General features: G+C 50.5%; 16 protein-coding genes. 4 read left to right on the top strand and 12 right to left on the bottom strand.

Annotated features, from left to right (window positions below; genetic code table 11):
• Positions 1-50 precede the first annotated feature (50 nt).
• From RTX30_RS08120 to RTX30_RS08095, 6 genes are all read right to left on the bottom strand, one after another.
• Positions 51-653 (bottom strand): SIS domain-containing protein, encoded by a 603-nt coding sequence (locus RTX30_RS08120; RefSeq protein WP_312688717.1) that lies wholly within the window; start codon positions 651-653, stop codon positions 51-53.
• Entirely contained in the window at positions 650-2,287 is a 1,638-nt protein-coding gene (locus tag RTX30_RS08115) for an FGGY-family carbohydrate kinase (RefSeq protein WP_312688715.1), read from the bottom strand. Before RTX30_RS08115 ends, RTX30_RS08120 begins: the two co-directional genes overlap by 4 nt.
• 16 nt (positions 2,288-2,303) lie before the next feature.
• Positions 2,304-3,257, bottom strand: a complete 954-nt coding sequence (locus RTX30_RS08110; RefSeq protein ID WP_312688713.1) for an ABC transporter permease — start codon at positions 3,255-3,257, stop codon at positions 2,304-2,306.
• Between the two features lies 1 nt (position 3,258).
• On the bottom strand, positions 3,259-4,248 hold the full coding sequence (locus RTX30_RS08105; RefSeq protein ID WP_312688712.1) for an ABC transporter permease: 990 nt from the start codon (positions 4,246-4,248) through the stop codon (positions 3,259-3,261).
• Positions 4,241-5,740 carry a sugar ABC transporter ATP-binding protein gene (locus RTX30_RS08100; protein ID WP_312688711.1) on the bottom strand — a complete coding sequence of 500 codons (1,500 nt, stop codon included), beginning with the start codon at positions 5,738-5,740 and terminating at the stop codon, positions 4,241-4,243. Before RTX30_RS08100 ends, RTX30_RS08105 begins: the two co-directional genes overlap by 8 nt.
• Positions 5,741-5,845: 105 nt before the next feature.
• The gene (locus tag RTX30_RS08095; RefSeq protein ID WP_312688709.1) at positions 5,846-6,829 is read right to left on the bottom strand and encodes an autoinducer 2 ABC transporter substrate-binding protein; all 984 of its coding nucleotides are present in this window, start codon (positions 6,827-6,829) and stop codon (positions 5,846-5,848) included.
• A 501-nt stretch (positions 6,830-7,330) separates the two neighbouring features.
• On the opposite strand from RTX30_RS08095, the gene RTX30_RS08090 reads away from it, so the two are divergent.
• Positions 7,331-7,726 carry a lysozyme inhibitor LprI family protein gene (locus RTX30_RS08090; RefSeq protein ID WP_312688707.1) on the top strand — a complete coding sequence of 132 codons (396 nt, stop codon included), beginning with the start codon at positions 7,331-7,333 and terminating at the stop codon, positions 7,724-7,726.
• On the opposite strand, the gene rutR is transcribed toward RTX30_RS08090, so the two are convergent.
• The 3 genes from rutR to RTX30_RS08075 all read right to left on the bottom strand — a co-directional run bounded on the left by rutR (position 7,723) and on the right by RTX30_RS08075 (position 9,713).
• Positions 7,723-8,361, bottom strand: coding sequence for an HTH-type transcriptional regulator RutR (gene rutR, locus RTX30_RS08085; RefSeq protein ID WP_312688705.1), 639 nt, complete (start codon positions 8,359-8,361; stop codon positions 7,723-7,725). The genes RTX30_RS08090 and rutR overlap by 4 nt on opposite strands.
• A gap of 130 nt (positions 8,362-8,491) precedes the next feature.
• Entirely contained in the window at positions 8,492-9,406 is a 915-nt protein-coding gene (locus tag RTX30_RS08080) for a DMT family transporter (protein WP_312688703.1), read from the bottom strand.
• Positions 9,407-9,536: 130 nt separating this feature from the next.
• Positions 9,537-9,713 carry a general stress protein gene (locus RTX30_RS08075; protein ID WP_071889987.1) on the bottom strand — a complete coding sequence of 59 codons (177 nt, stop codon included), beginning with the start codon at positions 9,711-9,713 and terminating at the stop codon, positions 9,537-9,539.
• A 394-nt stretch (positions 9,714-10,107) separates the two neighbouring features.
• Here RTX30_RS08075 and wrbA point away from each other — a divergent pair, with 394 nt between their 5' ends.
• Positions 10,108-10,704 carry an NAD(P)H:quinone oxidoreductase gene (wrbA, locus tag RTX30_RS08070; protein WP_312688698.1) on the top strand — a complete coding sequence of 199 codons (597 nt, stop codon included), beginning with the start codon at positions 10,108-10,110 and terminating at the stop codon, positions 10,702-10,704.
• 19 nt (positions 10,705-10,723) lie between these two features.
• The gene (locus RTX30_RS08065; RefSeq protein ID WP_312688696.1) at positions 10,724-10,951 is read left to right on the top strand and encodes a YccJ family protein; all 228 of its coding nucleotides are present in this window, start codon (positions 10,724-10,726) and stop codon (positions 10,949-10,951) included.
• Positions 10,952-10,987: 36 nt separating this feature from the next.
• On the opposite strand, the gene agp is transcribed toward RTX30_RS08065, so the two are convergent.
• Positions 10,988-12,226 carry a bifunctional glucose-1-phosphatase/inositol phosphatase gene (gene agp, locus RTX30_RS08060; RefSeq protein WP_312688694.1) on the bottom strand — a complete coding sequence of 413 codons (1,239 nt, stop codon included), beginning with the start codon at positions 12,224-12,226 and terminating at the stop codon, positions 10,988-10,990.
• Positions 12,227-12,396: 170 nt separating this feature from the next.
• Complete coding sequence (locus tag RTX30_RS08055) at positions 12,397-13,782, bottom strand: diguanylate cyclase (protein WP_312688693.1); 1,386 nt, start codon at positions 13,780-13,782, stop codon at positions 12,397-12,399.
• 595 nt (positions 13,783-14,377) lie between these two features.
• Here RTX30_RS08055 and RTX30_RS08050 point away from each other — a divergent pair.
• Positions 14,378-14,971 (top strand): LuxR C-terminal-related transcriptional regulator, encoded by a 594-nt coding sequence (locus RTX30_RS08050; RefSeq protein ID WP_312688692.1) that lies wholly within the window; start codon positions 14,378-14,380, stop codon positions 14,969-14,971.
• Between the two features lie 211 nt (positions 14,972-15,182).
• On the opposite strand, the gene RTX30_RS08045 is transcribed toward RTX30_RS08050, so the two are convergent.
• The gene (locus RTX30_RS08045) at positions 15,183-16,946 is read right to left on the bottom strand and encodes a ShlB/FhaC/HecB family hemolysin secretion/activation protein (RefSeq protein ID WP_312688690.1); all 1,764 of its coding nucleotides are present in this window, start codon (positions 16,944-16,946) and stop codon (positions 15,183-15,185) included.
• Positions 16,947-17,283 lie beyond the last annotated feature (337 nt).

Here is a 17,283-nt window from a genome sequence, read left to right as displayed (position 1 = left end):
GGCAACGCCACCCGGCCTGTGTCGCAAAGTACTCGCCATAAAAAAGCGCCTTAAGGCGCTTTTTTTCTCAGGGTAAGCCCGACATCACCGCCGGGGTGCACCGACAATAATGTCTCTTTAGAATAGCCGCTTTCCCGCATCAGGCAGCTGCACGCAGCATCGAAAATCGCCAGCGTCAGCACAATCGAGGTGGTCGCGAGCATATTGAGCGGATCGATCTCGCGCTTCACGCCCGTGGAAATGACCAGCCGTGCAGCACGTGCAATCGCGGAGTCCGGATTTTCTGTGACGCTAATAATCCCAACGCCCTTTTTGGCCAGCCCAGGCAACAGGCGCGTTAACTCATCCGAATTGCCACCGCGCGACAGCATAATCATCAGATCGTGCGGTTCCAGAAAGCCTAAATCGCCATGTGCTGCATCGGTAGCGTTGAGCCAGATCGCCGGGCGTTCCACGCAGGCCAGCATATGGGCAATCTTACGGGCGGCAATGCCCGATGTGCCTACCCCCGTGACCGCAATTTTGCCCCGGCAACCTCGCAATTCGGCCATCAATGCATTCCACAGAGTCTCATTGAGATGGCTGCTCAGCGCCGCCATCTCCTGACTGTAAATCTGCCAGGCATCGCATGCCTGACGCCAGCCTGTGCTCATGCCTCCTCCTGCATCAGGGTGCGGTACTTCATATGATCCTGATACATCTCATGGAACACGGTGTATTTACGATCGTAATACTGCTTGATGCGGTTGGTTTGTGGCGTCACCGTTTTACCAATGCGGCTCATGGCCGACATCGCTTCCGGGAAGCTGTCAAACACCCCGGCCGCCACGGTGCCCATCATCGCCCCGCCAAGCAGCATCGCTTCACTCTCTTCGGGTAACAACATGGCACAACCGGTCGCGTTGGCATGCTCCTGAACAAAGATCGGGTTCTTCGTGCCGCCACCGCTGGCCATCACCGTATCTATGCTGTAACCGCTCTGATTCATGGTTTCAATAATGTGGCGCGTACCAAGCGCAATCGCCTGGATGGTCGCCAGGTAATGTAGTGCCATATCTTCCGGTGTGCGCGACAGCTTCAGCCCGCTGATCACGCCGGTTAACGTGGGGTTAGCACGCGGCGATCGGTTCCCGTGGAAGTACGGCAGGATATGGATATCACGGGTCAGGAACGCGATGTTTTCCGGCTCACCGGCCATTTTACGCAACAGCGCATTCAGCACTTCGTAAATGGTTTGCCCCTGCGCTTTGGCCTGGCCCAGCAGCGTTTCGTAGCATGGATGTGACTGAATAATGTGATCAATTAACGCGCCCGTGGCCGACTGTCCTCCCTCGTTGAGCCAGTAGCCAGGTAACACCGCCGAATAATACGGCCCCCATACGCCACCAATAAAACGCGCCTGTGGCGAGATAGCCATGTGCCCGGTCGAGGTGCCGCCGATCAGCGCAATGCGACGATCAAAATCCGCCACATCGCCCGACACCCCACTCGCTCCCAGCGTACCGAGCGTGCCGGCATGCGCGTCAATGATCGAGACACTGACAGCCGTGCCAGGCATCAGCCCCATCTCTGTTGCTGCGCGTTGTGTCAGCCCACGGCCTAAAGGTTCGCCCATGGTTTTCACATAACGGCCGATTTTCTCTGCATCATGCTCCAGCAGATCTTCGAGTCCAATCTGGCGGAAATAGCTCGTGTCCCACTTATCTTCGTGCCCCATATAGGTCCACTTGCAGACTGTCGAACAGAGCGAGCGCGTATCATCGCCCGTCGCCCGCCAGGTCAGGAAATCCGGGAGATCAAAATAATACCCGGCATTGGCCCAGGTGTTAGGCATATGCTGTTTCAGCCACAACAGCTTTGGCGTTTGCATCTCCGGCGAAATGATCCCGCCCACGTAATCCAGTACCCGATGATGGGTCGCATTAATGCGTTCAGCCTGTGAAATCGCGCGGTGATCCATCCACACAATAATATTCTGCTCACTGCGTCCGGAAGGACTGATGGTGAGAGGCTTTCCCTCTTTGTCCAGCACCACCAGCGAACAGGTGGCATCAAACCCCAGACCTTTGACCTGAATCGGGTTAATGTCCGCCTGGTTTACCGCATCGCGAACGGCATTACAGACTGCCTGCCAGATGTTGTCGGAGGACTGCTCAACAAAATCCGCCTGCGGGCGATAGATCTCAATCGCCCTGCTTGCCTGGCTGACCATACGGCCGGTCAGATTAAATACCCCTGCGCGGGCGCTGCCAGTCCCGACATCTACACCAATGAAATAGCTCGCCATTCTTTTTCTCCTGACATCAGGCTTTACGATGTTGTAATGCGATAAAGAGGATCAGCACCGCGCCCCAGAGCGCCATGGTCAAATAACTGCTGATGCCTAACAAATTAAAGCCGCTTTCCAGCATCTGTAGCACCACCAGCGCCAGCACCAGACCGAGCACGCGCCCGAAGCCGCCGTCGGGGTTAATGCCGCCGAGTACCGAAGCCAGAATAGTGACCAGAAGATAGGATTCGCCGTAGCCTGCTTTCGCCGAGTTGAATTTCGCCATCATTAAGATGGCCGCAACCCAGCCAAGTATGGCGGAGATGACATATACCGAGATCTGTATCCGCACCGTATTCACGCCGCTGTAGCGCGTGGCCTGCTCGTTAGACCCCACCAGGTAGAGACTGCGCCCCAGCGTGGTATGTTCCAGCAGCACCCACAGCAGTATCGCCACCACAAGAAACAACACCAGCGCTACCGGGATGCCGAGCAGCGTAGCATTGCCCAGAAACTGAATGGCAGCCGGGAAACCAGAGATGACCGTGCCATTTGAGAGCAAAATATTCAGGCCGGAAATCAGCGTCATGGTGCCGAGCGTCGCAAGGATCGGCGACACGCCAATCCACGCCACCAATGCGCCATTAACAACACCAATGGCAACAGCCACCATCAGCCCTGCCAGCAACCCCAGCACCATGAACAGCGGGTTATCGGGGTGCATTACAATGACTGCCGCCATCACCAGTGAGCAGGCATTCGCCCCGGCGATGATCGACAGATTTATACCGCCGGTCAGCATGGTCATGCCCATACCCAGCGCCAGCATGCCAAGGATCGGCAGTTGCGAGCCGATGGACTGAAAGTTAGCCACGCTGAAAAATCGGCTGCCCAGCAGGGCAGAAAAGACCAGTGCCACGACGATAATAATCACGCATTGCAAGCGGATGATGGCGTCACCGGGCAGAAATCGGACGATGGATTTCATCTTAAAGTTCCCTTGCCAGTTTGCGTTTTTCGTTCCAGGCAGTAGCGCTAATGCTCACCAGAATGATCGCGCCGCTCAGTACCGTGTGCCAGTAAGAAGAGACGCCAAGTAATGTCAGGCCATTTTGAAGGAACCCCAGCAGCACAACGCCCAGCAGCGTACCGGTCAGGGTACCGCGTCCACCACTCATACTGGTGCCGCCGAGGACCACCGCCGCCAGCACGGTCAACTCAAAACCGAGTAATGAGTTTGGTGCCACTGACTGGGTAATTTGCGCCTGCACCACCGCCGCCACACCCGCCAGGATGCCCATATAGCCATAGACGTAAAAATGCAGTTTCAGCAGATTCAGCCCCAGACGGGAAGCCGCTTCGCGGTTACCGCCCATGGCATAGATCTGGCGGCCAGGCCGGGTGTGATTCATCAGCACGGCGGTAAAAATGAGGGTGGCGCCCAGGCACAGTAACGGCAATGTCAGGCCATAGTCGTAGCCGTCTGCGGCGGTGAAGGAGAACCAGTTGATGCCGTTCATAAACCAGTCGGGGAAACCATACAACCAGGTGCCTTTGGTGGCGTAAACCAGCAATCCGTAATAGACGTTGAGCGTGGCAATGGTGATGATGATCGCGGGCACGCGTAACCAGTACACCAGAAAACCATTTATCAGCCCGAGCAGCAGCCCCACCGCCACCGACAGCAGCAACGCCACCGCAAAATTACCGCCATGGGCAATGATCCAGCTGGCCATGGCGTATTGGGCTATCGCCGTCATTGCCGGAAACGAGATATCAATACCGCCAGAGATCAGCACCACAAATAAGCCGCAGGCGAGGATCCCGAGAATGGCGTAGCTGGTCGCCACATCCGTCAGATTCCCCAGCGTTAGAAATTCGTCAGTTCCGATACTCAGTCCAATTGCCAGCGCAATCACCAGCAGACCAAGCCAGAATTCGTGTTGCCCCACGAGGCGAGCAAGGGCTGCGTTACGCATTGACCACCTCCGCGATCTCCTGTTCTGTACAGCGAAGGGGATTAAACTCCGCCACCAGTTCGCCCTGACGCATCACCAGCACACGGTGACTGTTGTAATACGCTTCGGGGATTTCATCGCAAATCATCAATACCGCCATCCCCTGCTCCGCCAGATGACGGGCAATTTGGTAGATCCCCTCTTTATTGGCGATATCTACCCCCACGGTCGGCGAGTCGAGAATCAAAATCCGCGGCTGCGTTGCCACCCATTTGGCGATGGCAATACGCTGCGCGTTCCCCCCGGAAAGCGTTTTGACGGGCAGGCTGGGATCAGACACTTTTATGTTCAGTTCACGAATCAGTTCAGTGAACAGTTGCTGCGCCTTGAGGTGATCGAGTAACCCGGCGCGGGTATGCAATTTGTCGAAGACGGTCACGATGGTGTTGTCATAAATGGATTGATCCATTATTAGCCCCTGCGTCAGCCTGTCTTCCGAGACATAGCCAATGCCATGGCGAATGGCATCGTGGTTATTGCGTAACCTGACGGCTTTGCCATTAATCAGGATGTCGCCATCCTGTGGCCGGGCCATACCAAACAGGCTCATGCACAGTTCAGTACGACCTGCGCCCAGAAGGCCGACAATGGACACGATTTCGCCGCTACGCAGTGCCAGGTTGATATTGCGGTATTTGCCTTTACGGCTGAGGTGACGCAATTCCAGCAGCGGCGGCTGATCCACCGGCGGTTTTTCCGGTAGCGGACTGTAATGAAAACGCTGACCTGTCATCAGATAAGCCAGTTCATGACTATCCAGCTCTTGCGCTGGCCAGGTGCCAATCAGCTTGCCGTCACGCATGACGCTGATGCGATCGGCCACTTCCATCACTTCATCCAGACGGTGGCTAACAAACACCACGCAAATGCCTGCCGCTTTCAGCTCGTTCACCACCCGCAGCAGGCCGTTAACCTCCTGGCGCGTCAGTGAGGCGGTCGGCTCATCCATGATCACCAGCCGCGCATCGGCGGCAATGGCCCGGCAAATCGCCACCAGCTGACGATCGGCTATCGAGAGTTTTTCCACCTTTTTATCCGGATCAAGGCGCACGCCAATTCGCGCCATTGCCGCCAGCGCCTGTGCGCGCATCGCGCTTCTGAGTACCCACAGATCGCCGCCCGGAAGATAACGGTGAACAGCAATATTTTCCGCCACGCTAAAATTGGGGAATAACGAGAGATCCTGGTAAATAACCTGAATGCCGTAATGTGCGGAGAGTTGCGGCGTAAGATGGTGGAACAATTTGCCATCCAGCGCGATGCTGGCACCCTTTTCCGGGTGATAAACCCCGGAGATGACTTTGATGATGGTGCTTTTACCGCAGCCATTTTGCCCGGCAAGGCAGTGCACCTCGCCTTTTTTCAGCGTCAGATCCACGTTATCCAACGCCAGCACGCCGGGGAATCGCTTACTGATATTCTCAAGCGTGATAAATGCGGTGGTGTCTGTCATCGACAATACCCCTGCCTGCGCCCTCGGGGACGCGATAGTTAAACGTACTGCGAAAAGAGCCGGCCTTGCGGCCGGGCTCCGGTTCCCTGATGTGGCCTGAAAAATTCAGAAGCCGAGTGATTGCGCGTTATCTTTAGTAACTTCGAGGATTTTGTTGAAGCGGATGACTTTTTTCTCCATATCGACATCGGCTTTGCCCAGCCCGTCAATCGTCAGATCGGAGGTTACTTCTTTACCCTGCAGCAGTTGATCAGCCACGGTCACCAGCGCGAAGCCGGCATCACGCGGATCCCACAGCAGTGCTTTTTTGATATCGCCACGCATTAAATACGGCGCAGCCTGGCCCGGCATGGCAATGCCCACAACCGCCAGTTTGTCTTTCGCCCTTTTCTTCTGCACGGCCTGGCCCGCGCCAATCGGTCCCAGCGATCCAAAACCAATTACCCCTTTCATTTGCGGATAGGTTTTCATTAGATCGAGGGTAGTGGCATAGGATTTGTCGATGCTTTCGGCTACCGGCAGACGCGAGGTGACTTCAAACATCTCGGGGTATTTCTCTTTTTGATACTTAATAGCGTAATCGGCCCAGGCATTGTGCAGTGGCACCGTCAGCGAACCGACGTAAATGGCATAGCCGCCTTTCCCGCCCATATCTTTTGCCAGCTCATCGACGTTGGCCTGGGCATATTTTTCGCTGTCGATGGTTTCGATATCCCACTGACCAATTTGCTGATCCGGCGATTCATGCGTCAGCACGACGATGCCTTTGTCGCGCGCTTTCTTGAGCACCGGCTCCAGGACTTTCGCGTCGTTTGGCACCACGATAATGGCATTAACATTTTTGGCGATCAGATCTTCAATCACTTTTACCTGCTGCGCCGGATCCGGCGTCGACGGCCCGGTCTGGTAAGCATTCACATCCAGTTTTTTCGCCGCCTCGTTGACGCCGGTTTCCATACGGTTAAACCATGGAATACCGGTCACTTTCGCCACCACGGCGATTTCGTACTTTTCCGCGGCAACAACCTGGCCAGATACCATGCTTGCAGAAATGAGGGCTGCGCTGAGTAATGCGAGTTTGAATTTCATAGTTGTACCTTTCTTGAGGACAGAGGAAAGTCGCGGAAGGGAGGTTAACAACGAAGGGAAGAGCTAAAACAACGTCGTTTTATGAATTGTGATCAACGCCCAAAAATGTAAATTAAAAGTAAAATTTTAGTTAAATTTAAGTTAAAATTAAAGATGTTCTCATCAAGAACTTCTTTGTAAATGTTAAAATAAATGCAATATATAACATAATAGAAACAAATCATTATCATTTACACATCACAGCACGTCTCTTTCCGCCCGAACGGTCGTAGTGCCGACAAAATTAATTTACAGATTTGAGAACTGAAACGAGAAAGGTAATCCGGCCTTCCGGTAGCGTTTACCGTCGCGCATTACGGCATGGCATTACCCCGTGTTTAAGGGAGGTTTTAAGCCGTTACCCTTAGTCACGCACCAGCGCTGCGCTGACATTCAGGTGACATCGGACAGGTGCTATGTTAATTAAACGGCTGTACTGACGTTGTTAACAGGGGAACATTGATGAAACGTAGCATGCTGGCGCTGACGGCGCTGTTGCTCAGCAGCGTGGCATTTGCCGACGAGTGTGATAACGCCGCCACGCAATCCGAACTCAATAGCTGTACCGCCGGGCAGTATCAGGCAGCAGATAAAAAACTCAACCAGACTTACCAAACCGCGCTCAAACGCGCGACCCCGGCACAGGCGACACTGCTGAAAAAGGCCCAGCAAAGTTGGATCACCCTGCGCGACAGTGATTGCGCTTTCGTCAGCTCTGGGGTCGATGGTGGCAGCGCACAACCTATGGTGCAAAACCAGTGCCTGGCAGATAAAACCAACGAGCGTGAAGCCTGGCTGGCCTCGCTGTTGCAATGTGAAGAAGGTGATATGAGCTGCCCATTGCCGCCTGCACATTAACGCACGCGGATACCTTCGATAATCATCCGCTGTACGTTGTCAACGGTGCGTAAAAAGAACGCTTCATCCTGTAAGGTCGCACCGGTAACGGCTTCCACCTGGCTGGCGAAATCCGCATAGTGCTGGGTGGAGGCCCAAATCATAAAAATGAGATGGTGCGGATCGACGGCGGCAAGTTTGCCATGGGCTATCCAGTCAGCAATGATGGCTGATTTCTCATCCACCAGCGCTTTTAAATCACCCGTCAATTCGGCTTTCAATAGCGGCGCGCCCTGCAGCATCTCCTGACAGAACAACTTTGAAGCCTGCGGATGATCGCGGGAAACCTCCAGCTTCAGGCGAATATACTCTTTGATGGCCACCAGCGGTGCGAAGTCGCTGCGGAACGCTTTCAGCGGGGCCAGCCAGATATCGAGGATCTGGCGCAGCACGGCAATATAGAGCGCCTCTTTCGACGGGTAATAATAGAGTAAATTGGTTTTGGAGACGCCTGCGCCCTCCGCCACCTGTTCCAGCCGTGCACCATGGAAGCCCAGCCGCGAAAAGACCTCCAGTGCGGCAGCCAGAATTGCCTGCCGTTTCTCATTTACTGCTCTGCTGCGTTTACCAGCACCTTTCACTTTACCCTGTGCCATTTATGCTCTCCTTTGGTTGGCTGCAGCATAACAAATGGCACAGGACACCTCGATCCTGCGCCCTGTTTTTACGCGCTCTTACTTAGTGATAAAGACGTTTCCTGCCATGTTTTATGCCAGCAAAACGCGTTTACGGTTTTTCTTCCGCATCCGGTGTGGGCAGCGACGCGTTGTGCTTTTTCAGCTTTAGTTCGCTAACCAGCACGCCCAGCACAATCAACGCGCCGCCCAGCAGCGCCAGCAGCGGCAAGCGCTCTCCCGCCAGGCGACCAAAAACCCCGGCCCATACCGGTTCGCCGGTATAAATGACCGTTGCGCGCGTGGGAGACACGCTGCGCTGCGCCCAGTTCATCACTACCTGAATAATGGCGCTGAAAATCCCCAGCCCCAGCGCTACCCATAGCAAGCCACCGGAGAGCGGCGGCACAAATTCCCCAGTTGGGATCATCGCAAAAAATGCCACCAACGAAGCCGTCAGCAGTTGCACCACCGTTACCCGACGGACATTCACCTTCCCGGCCCAGGCGCTGATCAAAATAATTTCGGCCGCAATCGCCAGTGCGCTGGCAAGCGTAATGATCTCTCCCTTACCCAGTGCCAGCAGATGATCTTCCGGCCCAGCCAGCAGCAGCAAGCCGGTAAACCCCAGCGCGATTCCCATACAGGACATTAATCCCGGCAAACGCCCGAGGCAAAGCCACTGCAGTAGCGGCACCAGCGGCACATACATCGCGGTAATAAACGCCGATTTACTGCTCGGGATAAATTGCAGCCCCCAGGTCTGCAGACTGTATCCCAATGCAATGGCAACACCGATCACTACCCCTGCTTTCACTTCCAGCCAGGTGATGCCACGCAACACATTCAATGACAGCAAAGCCACCGCCAGCGCGGCCGTGGCAAAGCGCAACCCGACAAAGAAAAACGGGCCACTTAGCGATACGGCGTACTGTACAGCCAGAAACGTCCCGCCCCAGAACAGGGTGATCAGGATGAGTAAAGCTTCTTGTGGTTTTACGGAAAAGGCGTAGCGAGAGAAAGACATAGCACAACCAGCACAGGGAAAACGCCATAGTTTGCGGTGAGTGGGCCATCTGCGCAAGGCAATAAAAAACCGCCGGGTTACCCCGGCGGTGAGGCTGGCGACAACGGTTCAGCGTTATTCGCCACCAACGTTAGCTGCTACTGCGGCTACCATGGCTGTTTTTGCCCCCTTTTTTACCTGCTTCAGAAGCGCGCTGAGGATCATTCTTGAAGTTCCCGCCGCTCTGTTGACCGCCTTTACGACCTGCTGCTGATGCTCTTTCACGGTCTTCAGCGAAATTACCTGAACCACCACGATGGTTTGCCATCTCTCACCTCCAGATAAGTGAAATATCAGACATCATACTGCATTCAGTAAAAGAGGATCCTTTCACCTCACGGCGTTAAGGCAGAGCCTTTATCCGCGCCGCGTGAGATTAAGCTTAGTGGATGAACGCCTTTCAGCCAGTCACCGGTAATATTCTGCAACAGGTTAAGTGCCGACTGGCAACGCTTACCGAAGCGAAACAGATAAGTTCTTCTTATGTCTTTAAAAACAGTCGCGAGCCAAAATGTGTCAAATTGCAACGGCAGCGCGCATTCTGTTTATCTGCCATTTATCAAAGAAATGGCGCTCTTACTTGCACTCTTTGCGCCCCGGCATACGCTTAAATGAGTGCAGCGTTATGCGGACTGCTAACGTCAAACCGAGGAGTGACAGAAATGGCTAAAGTGTTGGTGCTTTATTATTCCATGTATGGACACATTGAAACGATGGCGCATGCTATCGCCGAAGGAGCTCAGAAGGTTGATGGCGCGGACGTCGTGATTAAGCGCGTGCCGGAAACGATGCCCGCTGAATTGTTCCAGAAATCGGGCGGAAAAACCCAAAATGCGCCTGTGGCAACGCCGCAGGAACTGGCGGACTATGACGCGATTATTTTTGGTACGCCAACCCGTTTTGGCAACATGTCCGGGCAGATGCGTACTTTTCTCGATCAGACCGGCGGACTGTGGGCCTCTGGTGCTTTGTATGGCAAGCTGGCGAGCGTATTTAGCTCCACGGGTACCGGCGGTGGCCAGGAGCACACAATCTCCTCAACATGGACTACGCTTGCACATCATGGGATGGTGATTGTTCCCATCGGCTACGCTGCGCAGGAACTGTTCGATGTTTCACAAGTGCGCGGCGGTACGCCATACGGCGCGACCACCATTGCCGGAGGCGATGGTTCGCGGCAGCCCAGTGCCGAAGAGCTGGCGATTGCCCGTTATCAGGGTGAGTATGTTGCCGGTCTGGCAGTTAAATTGAACGGCTAACTTCTACAGGAGGATACCGATGCCAACTCAAGAAGCGAAAGCGCACCGCGTAGGTGAATGGGCCAGTTTACGTAATACATCGCCAGAAATTGCTGAAGCGATTTTTGAACTGGCGGAGTATGACGAAGTGCTGGCGGAGCAAATCTGGGAAGAAGGCAGCGACGAAGTCCTGCTTCGTGCTTTTGAAAAGACAGACAAGGACACGCTTTTTTGGGGTGAACAAACCATAGAGCGCCAAAACGTGTAGTGCTTCCCTCCCCCGCTGACGCGGGGGAGTCTTACTTTACTTCGCGGCGTCGCGCATAACTGCATTAAACTTCTCGATCGGACAAAATCCCGCGTTATCTACCGGGCATCCTTTCAGCGCCAGCGTAACCCGTTGCGCCGGTGATTTGAGGGTAAGAGGCTGGGTATTTCGCAGTTGTTCGCTGCTCTGATAGACATATTCAATCTTCATCAGATCCCGTTTGCCTGCGGTATCATGCCAGCGCTGGAAGACAATCTTCCCGCCAATCGGCGTGCGCTCATGCTGGTCGTGAAGCTGATAAGGGGTAAAATCCAGCGCCGTCAGTAGCGAAGCAATATTGGAATCATGGCCTACCAGCAAGGTGATTTTTGGTGCGCTCCCGACCTCTTCGACCAGCGTCTTGTCGATATATTTCACCAGCGGTTTTGCTACATTGCGCGCGACGTCCGCTGAGGTAAACAGCGTGTCCTGATAACTGTTTTTCAATTTCGATAACGTTTGCCACTGTTGCTCATTTTTAATTTCGCCCCAGGCAACCTGATCCATCGGCATCCCTTCGTAATATTGCAGGGTAAACGCATCCACCAGGGAATTTCCCACCTTGAGCGGCCCAGAGGCACCGGGTTCCTGTTGGTATTTGGCGCTGAAGGTATCTTTGCCCTCCGCCAGCGAGCATTGATGCTTCTCTTTACAGGCGGGTGATTGTGCGTAATGAACAATCTTCTCCAGCAGCTTATAGCTTTCGCCTAAGGCGTATTGCTGGCGCTGTGCTTCCATCGCGTTTACCGCCTGCTCACTGAACGCCGCAGACTCATCAGTGATCACCGGGTTGAAGGTCGGATCCATAGTACCCATTTTTTCCTGATGATGAACCGGCACATCACAGCCAGGGAAAGCGCCATTGATAAAGAATTGCGCTGTCGCAACAGTACGTTGCAAGCTGTTGGCCCAGGCGTAGACACTTTTTGACTCCGGGCACTCGCCATTCGCGACCAGCTTTTGCTCCGCCAGCCACTCGCGCATGTAGTGCCCCATATACACTTCTAGCACGCCACCTTTCGTGGTGAGTTGCCCGCCAGGTACATCCCATTCCGGCCATTTATTCGGAGTAGATTGTTCCAGCACGCTGCCATTATTTGCCAGCGGCGCGCGCAAATTATGCCGGCTCATGATCAGCACTTGTTGTAACTGATACCCTTGTGGCACGGTTTGCGCCATCACCGCAGGTGTTGCCATCGCCGCGGCGAGCGCACTGAACCAAAAGATCTTTTTCATCCTGTTTCCTCTCTATTTTTGTATCCCGGAAAAAGAGTGTGACACATTTATGACAGCGCACCGTGACACGCGCCACGGAGTGTGGACTGGCGCAAAAAGTGATGAGGCTCAGAACATATAAAAGAGAAATCAATATTCGGCAGATTATGGACGCAACGCATTTAAAGACATTATTCAGAAGGCGCTTTCCATAATTCAACGCAGTTACGCCCGCGTTTTTTTGCTACGTAGAGCGCCTCATCAGCCAGCTGGATCATGCGTTCGTAATCAGGGTGCCCCTGAAACATTGCAACACCAATCGACAACGAAAGCGGGATCGCTTGCCCATCAGGTGCTTTGATATTGGTTTTTTCAACCCGCATGCGAATGCGTTCGGCAATGCGCAATGCGTCAACCTCTTTCACCTCGGTCAGAATAATAAGGAATTCATCGCCACCGTAGCGGAACACAAAATCGCTGCTGCGCACATTATCGTAAAACGCATAGGCCACTTTACTGAGAATTTCATCGCCAGTGTGATGCCCCCATGTATCATTAATTTGTTTAAACTTATCAACATCAATTATTAAAACGGCTAAAGAGATACCGGTACGATTAGCCAGCGAAACTTCCCGCTTGAAAATGGTCGGCAAAAAGCGCCGATTGAGTAATTTGGTAAGAACGTCAATGCCCACCTCATGGCGGGAGACTTCTTCAAAGAGATCACGAAGCAAAGTCACGATTTGCGAGATGGTATTCCTGACCTGAATCATAAATTTTACGCGCTGCGCTTTGTTATTCAGGAAACGCGATGCTTGCCTGGCTGAGCGAAAAACGCCGTCAAATTCCTGTATTAAGTTTGCAATATAACCGACTTCGGCAATGCCACTAAAATAGTGCCGACCTTTATGATTAAACCATAGCCCAAAATCAGACTGACTGAGCGGGACGCTATTACCAAGATCATTATCGAGTGTCAGTTTGTAAACAATTTCAGTTTCCCACGTTAACAGCGCTGCGACCTGGCGTTCTTTTTCCTCTTCTGCATTCTCGAGTAGAGAAAAGATACGATAATTCTCATCTTCCTTTATTGCATTGTGTTCTGTAAAGGTGAAGGATCGGGACATAATCTCCATCACCAGATCGATACTGTTAATAACGTAATGGTAAACTTCCAGTTTGTCTTCAGCGTTCTGAGGGCTGGCATGAATTACCGGATAAATAGATTTCTTAAGGACGCGAAAACCCATTTCAACCAGTTCAACAGGAATACCAATACGGGCATGGACCTCTGCGACATCCTGCTGAACTTTAATAAGCCGATCGATATCCTCCGTGTTACAGGACAGAACATCGATGATCCACTCCTCCAGCGCCTTTTTCAGGTGCCGCTCCACCTGTTCATTAGACAGAAACTCTTCAGCGTGGGTATCTGCCAGCACCGTTTTATAAAATTGCATGCTCAGGTCATACGCATGACTACGGGCAAGTTCAGAGGCCATCAGACGGATCCGTGGAGCAGTCTGCTCAAGCAGCTGTAACCACTCATCTTTCATATTCTTGAAGTAAGTCTCCATCAGTGAGTTCCTTACGCTAGAGTCGGCAGAGCGCTTCATCAGGGCCGATGTCAGGACGTCAGCCCTCTGTGGCGGTTGGTATAAGATAATCCGTACGAGCAATAGAGAGATGAGTTGAACACTCGATCCGCCATGGCTCAGAACGATATCTCGTAAAACAAACGCATATGCATTTTAAATAAATAAAAGACCTGCAAATACAGAATATGAATCCAGATAAGAGCCAGTTTATACAGCACTGAAAATATTATAGACCTATAATCGTTAACATGAAAAATGCACCCATACCGCTAATGACTTGCCCTGCATGGATGACATCAGGATTTACCTGGTGGGATTAATCAACAAGGTGAGTAGTTTTCATAAGACCGAGATACTGGATGAAACCTTTATGATCATTGTTACAGATTTGTAGCTACTCTGGCAGAGCCTTGAGTTTAACCTGATGATGTCAAATGCCTAATAAAGCTGAATCTTAAGCTTAGCTCTTTCTTAAGCGTTTATTTCCTTATATAAGACAATTTAATTGCCAGACAGATTTCCGCCAGCATTACAATATAGAGGATCCTTTAGATAATACTGAAACGGATGGCGAATGAATATATATATAATCAGTAATAACATTTATTTCAAAAAAGGCATTATCTCATTAACCCTGCCTAAAGAATGGAATATTATCCCAGTAGAACTTGAAGGTTTAGACCTCGATAACCTGTCGTTGGATGACGTTATCATACTTCATATTGAAGCACAAAATAAGTCATATGCAAAAGAGATTGCACTAATAAGTAAATTAAGCAAAATATTAGTCATCCTTGATGTAAGCAGAAACATTATCATTAATCAAGCGGATGAAGTCCTCAAAGCTAAAGCTTCGTTAGTAGAAATCAAGAATGCTATCAAGCGGGTGGTGAAAAAGAAAAAAATCATCAAGCAAACAGAAAGTTCGCTGAATGCTATTGAGCATACGATACTGAAAGAATCGTTAAAGGGAAAAAGCATTAGCTTTATAGCCAGCGTTATGAATTTATCGCCAAAGCGAGTCTATGCCTATCGTAACAGAGCCTGTAAAAAGCTGGGTGGAAAAAAAATAAACGACCTGCTATTGATCAGTGAAAACCTCTTCGATGATGTCGGTTTTTCTCACCAGCAGGTCTTAAAACCGGAAAGACTGAAACCACACCAATGAACACTCATCATCAAAGCTGCTCCGCCTGATCCTTTCAGGCGGAGAGAAAACTGGCTTATTCCTGCGCAATATTATTACAAAGAGCATGCCGACAGCAGCGCTGGCGTCATTCATTCAAATGAATTTTGATTAATGTAGACAAAGAGTTTCCGTCAAAAGTAGTCTTTATAAAAACCACTTCATCTACCCGATAGCCGCGCAAAATACACCATTAGATTTGATAGGAAAAATTTGCACTTACCGTGAAGCGATCATTTTCAAAAGAGGCATTATTCATTAGTGGCACTGATACAGAAATATCATATCCGAACGATTCAAGGGTTCCTTTTCCACCTATAACCGCGCCTGCAAGTTTGGTGTTAATTCCAGAAACAGACAAATCAGACGTGCCTGATACTTGCCCATAATCTGCGCCCACGTAAAGCAAGGTATCGTGATAGCCTGTAATAAAGTTGAGAGTGTTTCTTATATAACTACCTGAATTGCCATCAACGCCGGTGCTATTTTCAAAGCCACGCACCGTCCATCGGCCACCTACAGAAAATTGATCCTGTAAAGTCAGTGTATCCGGAGAGTATTGTACGCCAATATTCATATTATAAAAAAATGGACGATTTAATATTTCTAACCATTTTGTATAGTCAAGATTCACGGTAATAATATTGCTGTTTGAACTTACCGAACCTGACAACATATCGGGTGTTTTCTTTCCGCCAAATAATCGGCAAAAACGTTGCCAGCCAAGTGCGACATCCAGGGTTGCATCATAGAAGTACTGCTTGTAATTGACCGCAAGCCGAAAATTCCCCATGTTTCGCTCCTGCAAAGCGAGATTGACATCACCAAGGGTATACTTCGCTTTGCGTCGTATGGCCTCAACACTGGTTGAAAGTTTCTTATCTTTATCTCTGAAGAGTGTTCTTGAAGTTTTGAAATTGAAATACTCATTTTTGCCTAAATAATCAAAAGAAAATGCTGAAACATTCACTTTTTGCCGTGAGTGGCTGGTATTGTAGAAGAGGTCGAACGCCCAAAAACCAAACGGCAGGCTATAATATGCACTCACATTGTCATATGCTCCGGTTGTACTTCGCGTGCCTGATAAATAAAAAATATCACTGACTCTGGCCAGATTATAGAGATAGCCAACCCCGCTATACAAATTTTTACCCGTGGAGCCTTCTCCCCAATTGTTATACACAAGCCTGACGTTCCATGTCTTTGCGCGCTCAATTTTAATGATAATATTGCTTTGGCTTTCATCCCCCCCTGGCACAATATCAATCTTTACCTGTGTATAGGGTGTTCTTTGTATATTTTCCAGCCCCTGCTCAATATGCCTTAAATTGAGGATATCGCCTGTTGAAAAAGGCAGGGAATTTTTCGATATGTTTGCATTTTCAATAATAATATCGCCTACTCGCCCCGGCACAATACGCATGATCAGTCTCTTTGATGATAGGTCCTGAGAGGGTATCAGCACACGTGAAGTCACATAGCCGGCCATAATCAGAGCATCTTGTAAAACTTGCGATATTTTTTCAAGCCCTTTTACCCCGAGGCACTTTCCCATGAAGAATTTTACTGTGTTGCTGATCTTCGTTAGGCGAATAAACTGATCCTCAATAATCATTTTATCTATTGGGTAACATAACGCTTCTTCAGGCAATTCAAAGGTTAACTCGCTGTCGTCAGGTAAGCCAGAAAGCACATCTTTTTTATCAATTTTGTTCTCAAAAAGATTACTGTTGTCGTTTTTTCGCTGTTCTTTAACCAACCGTTCCAGTTGAGGTTCGGCAACAGAGTCCAGACTCGTTACCAACACGATAAAAAATGTAACCCGTAGGAGATATCTCTTCATATTGTTCTCAAGCCTGGAACAGGCATGCCTTATAATTTTTCTGTCGGTGTGACTATCCACTGCTGAAAAAGATTTCATGCCTCCGTGTTTACGCGAATGCGCGTAGTCAGCCACTCTGTTCCTGCAGTTATCCCGAGGCGCCTTGTAAATAATCAGTACTTAGTTGGCCCCCCTCTCCTTGTGATTTTTACAAAAAATAACGCCCGCCCCAAATAAATCAAATGAATTCATCCTTAATCCACATGAAAAATTCATTTCCATAAAATTCTTGTATTGGCTTAGGGAATATACAACTCAGTTTTTTATTCCATGGCTTAATAACTGTTACTACATAGTAAAGAAAAATATGGCATACCCTTATAAGAACATCAATAAAGCTGTTCATGGAAGATCATGTAGATACTATATTCAACCTGCTGACATAAAACATTTTTCAGAAAGATTTTTTCAT

It is taken from the genome of Kosakonia sp. (assembly GCF_032052965.1).
GTDB lineage: Bacteria > Pseudomonadota > Gammaproteobacteria > Enterobacterales > Enterobacteriaceae > Kosakonia.
The sequence above is the reverse complement of the archived record's forward strand: the minus strand, read 5'-3'. Positions and strand labels throughout refer to the sequence as shown.

Bases quoted from the DNA above. Each gene is read 5' to 3' on its own strand.
- RTX30_RS08080 (WP_312688703.1), bottom strand. From the start codon at position 9,406: ATGTCTTTCTCTCGCTACGCCTTTTCCGTAAAACCACAAGAAGCTTTA.
- RTX30_RS08120 (WP_312688717.1), bottom strand. From the start codon at position 653: ATGAGCACAGGCTGGCGTCAGGCATGCGATGCCTGGCAGATTTACAGT.
- RTX30_RS08090 (WP_312688707.1), top strand. From the start codon at position 7,331: ATGAAACGTAGCATGCTGGCGCTGACGGCGCTGTTGCTCAGCAGCGTG.
- RTX30_RS08065 (WP_312688696.1), top strand. From the start codon at position 10,724: ATGCCAACTCAAGAAGCGAAAGCGCACCGCGTAGGTGAATGGGCCAGT.
- RTX30_RS08055 (WP_312688693.1), bottom strand. From the start codon at position 13,782: ATGGAGACTTACTTCAAGAATATGAAAGATGAGTGGTTACAGCTGCTT.
- RTX30_RS08105 (WP_312688712.1), bottom strand. From the start codon at position 4,248: ATGCGTAACGCAGCCCTTGCTCGCCTCGTGGGGCAACACGAATTCTGG.
- agp (WP_312688694.1), bottom strand. From the start codon at position 12,226: ATGAAAAAGATCTTTTGGTTCAGTGCGCTCGCCGCGGCGATGGCAACA.
- RTX30_RS08050 (WP_312688692.1), top strand. From the start codon at position 14,378: ATGAATATATATATAATCAGTAATAACATTTATTTCAAAAAAGGCATT.
- rutR (WP_312688705.1), bottom strand. From the start codon at position 8,361: ATGGCACAGGGTAAAGTGAAAGGTGCTGGTAAACGCAGCAGAGCAGTA.
- RTX30_RS08095 (WP_312688709.1), bottom strand. From the start codon at position 6,829: ATGAAATTCAAACTCGCATTACTCAGCGCAGCCCTCATTTCTGCAAGC.
- RTX30_RS08100 (WP_312688711.1), bottom strand. From the start codon at position 5,740: ATGACAGACACCACCGCATTTATCACGCTTGAGAATATCAGTAAGCGA.
- RTX30_RS08110 (WP_312688713.1), bottom strand. From the start codon at position 3,257: ATGAAATCCATCGTCCGATTTCTGCCCGGTGACGCCATCATCCGCTTG.
- RTX30_RS08115 (WP_312688715.1), bottom strand. From the start codon at position 2,287: ATGGCGAGCTATTTCATTGGTGTAGATGTCGGGACTGGCAGCGCCCGC.
- RTX30_RS08075 (WP_071889987.1), bottom strand. From the start codon at position 9,713: ATGGCAAACCATCGTGGTGGTTCAGGTAATTTCGCTGAAGACCGTGAA.
- wrbA (WP_312688698.1), top strand. From the start codon at position 10,108: ATGGCTAAAGTGTTGGTGCTTTATTATTCCATGTATGGACACATTGAA.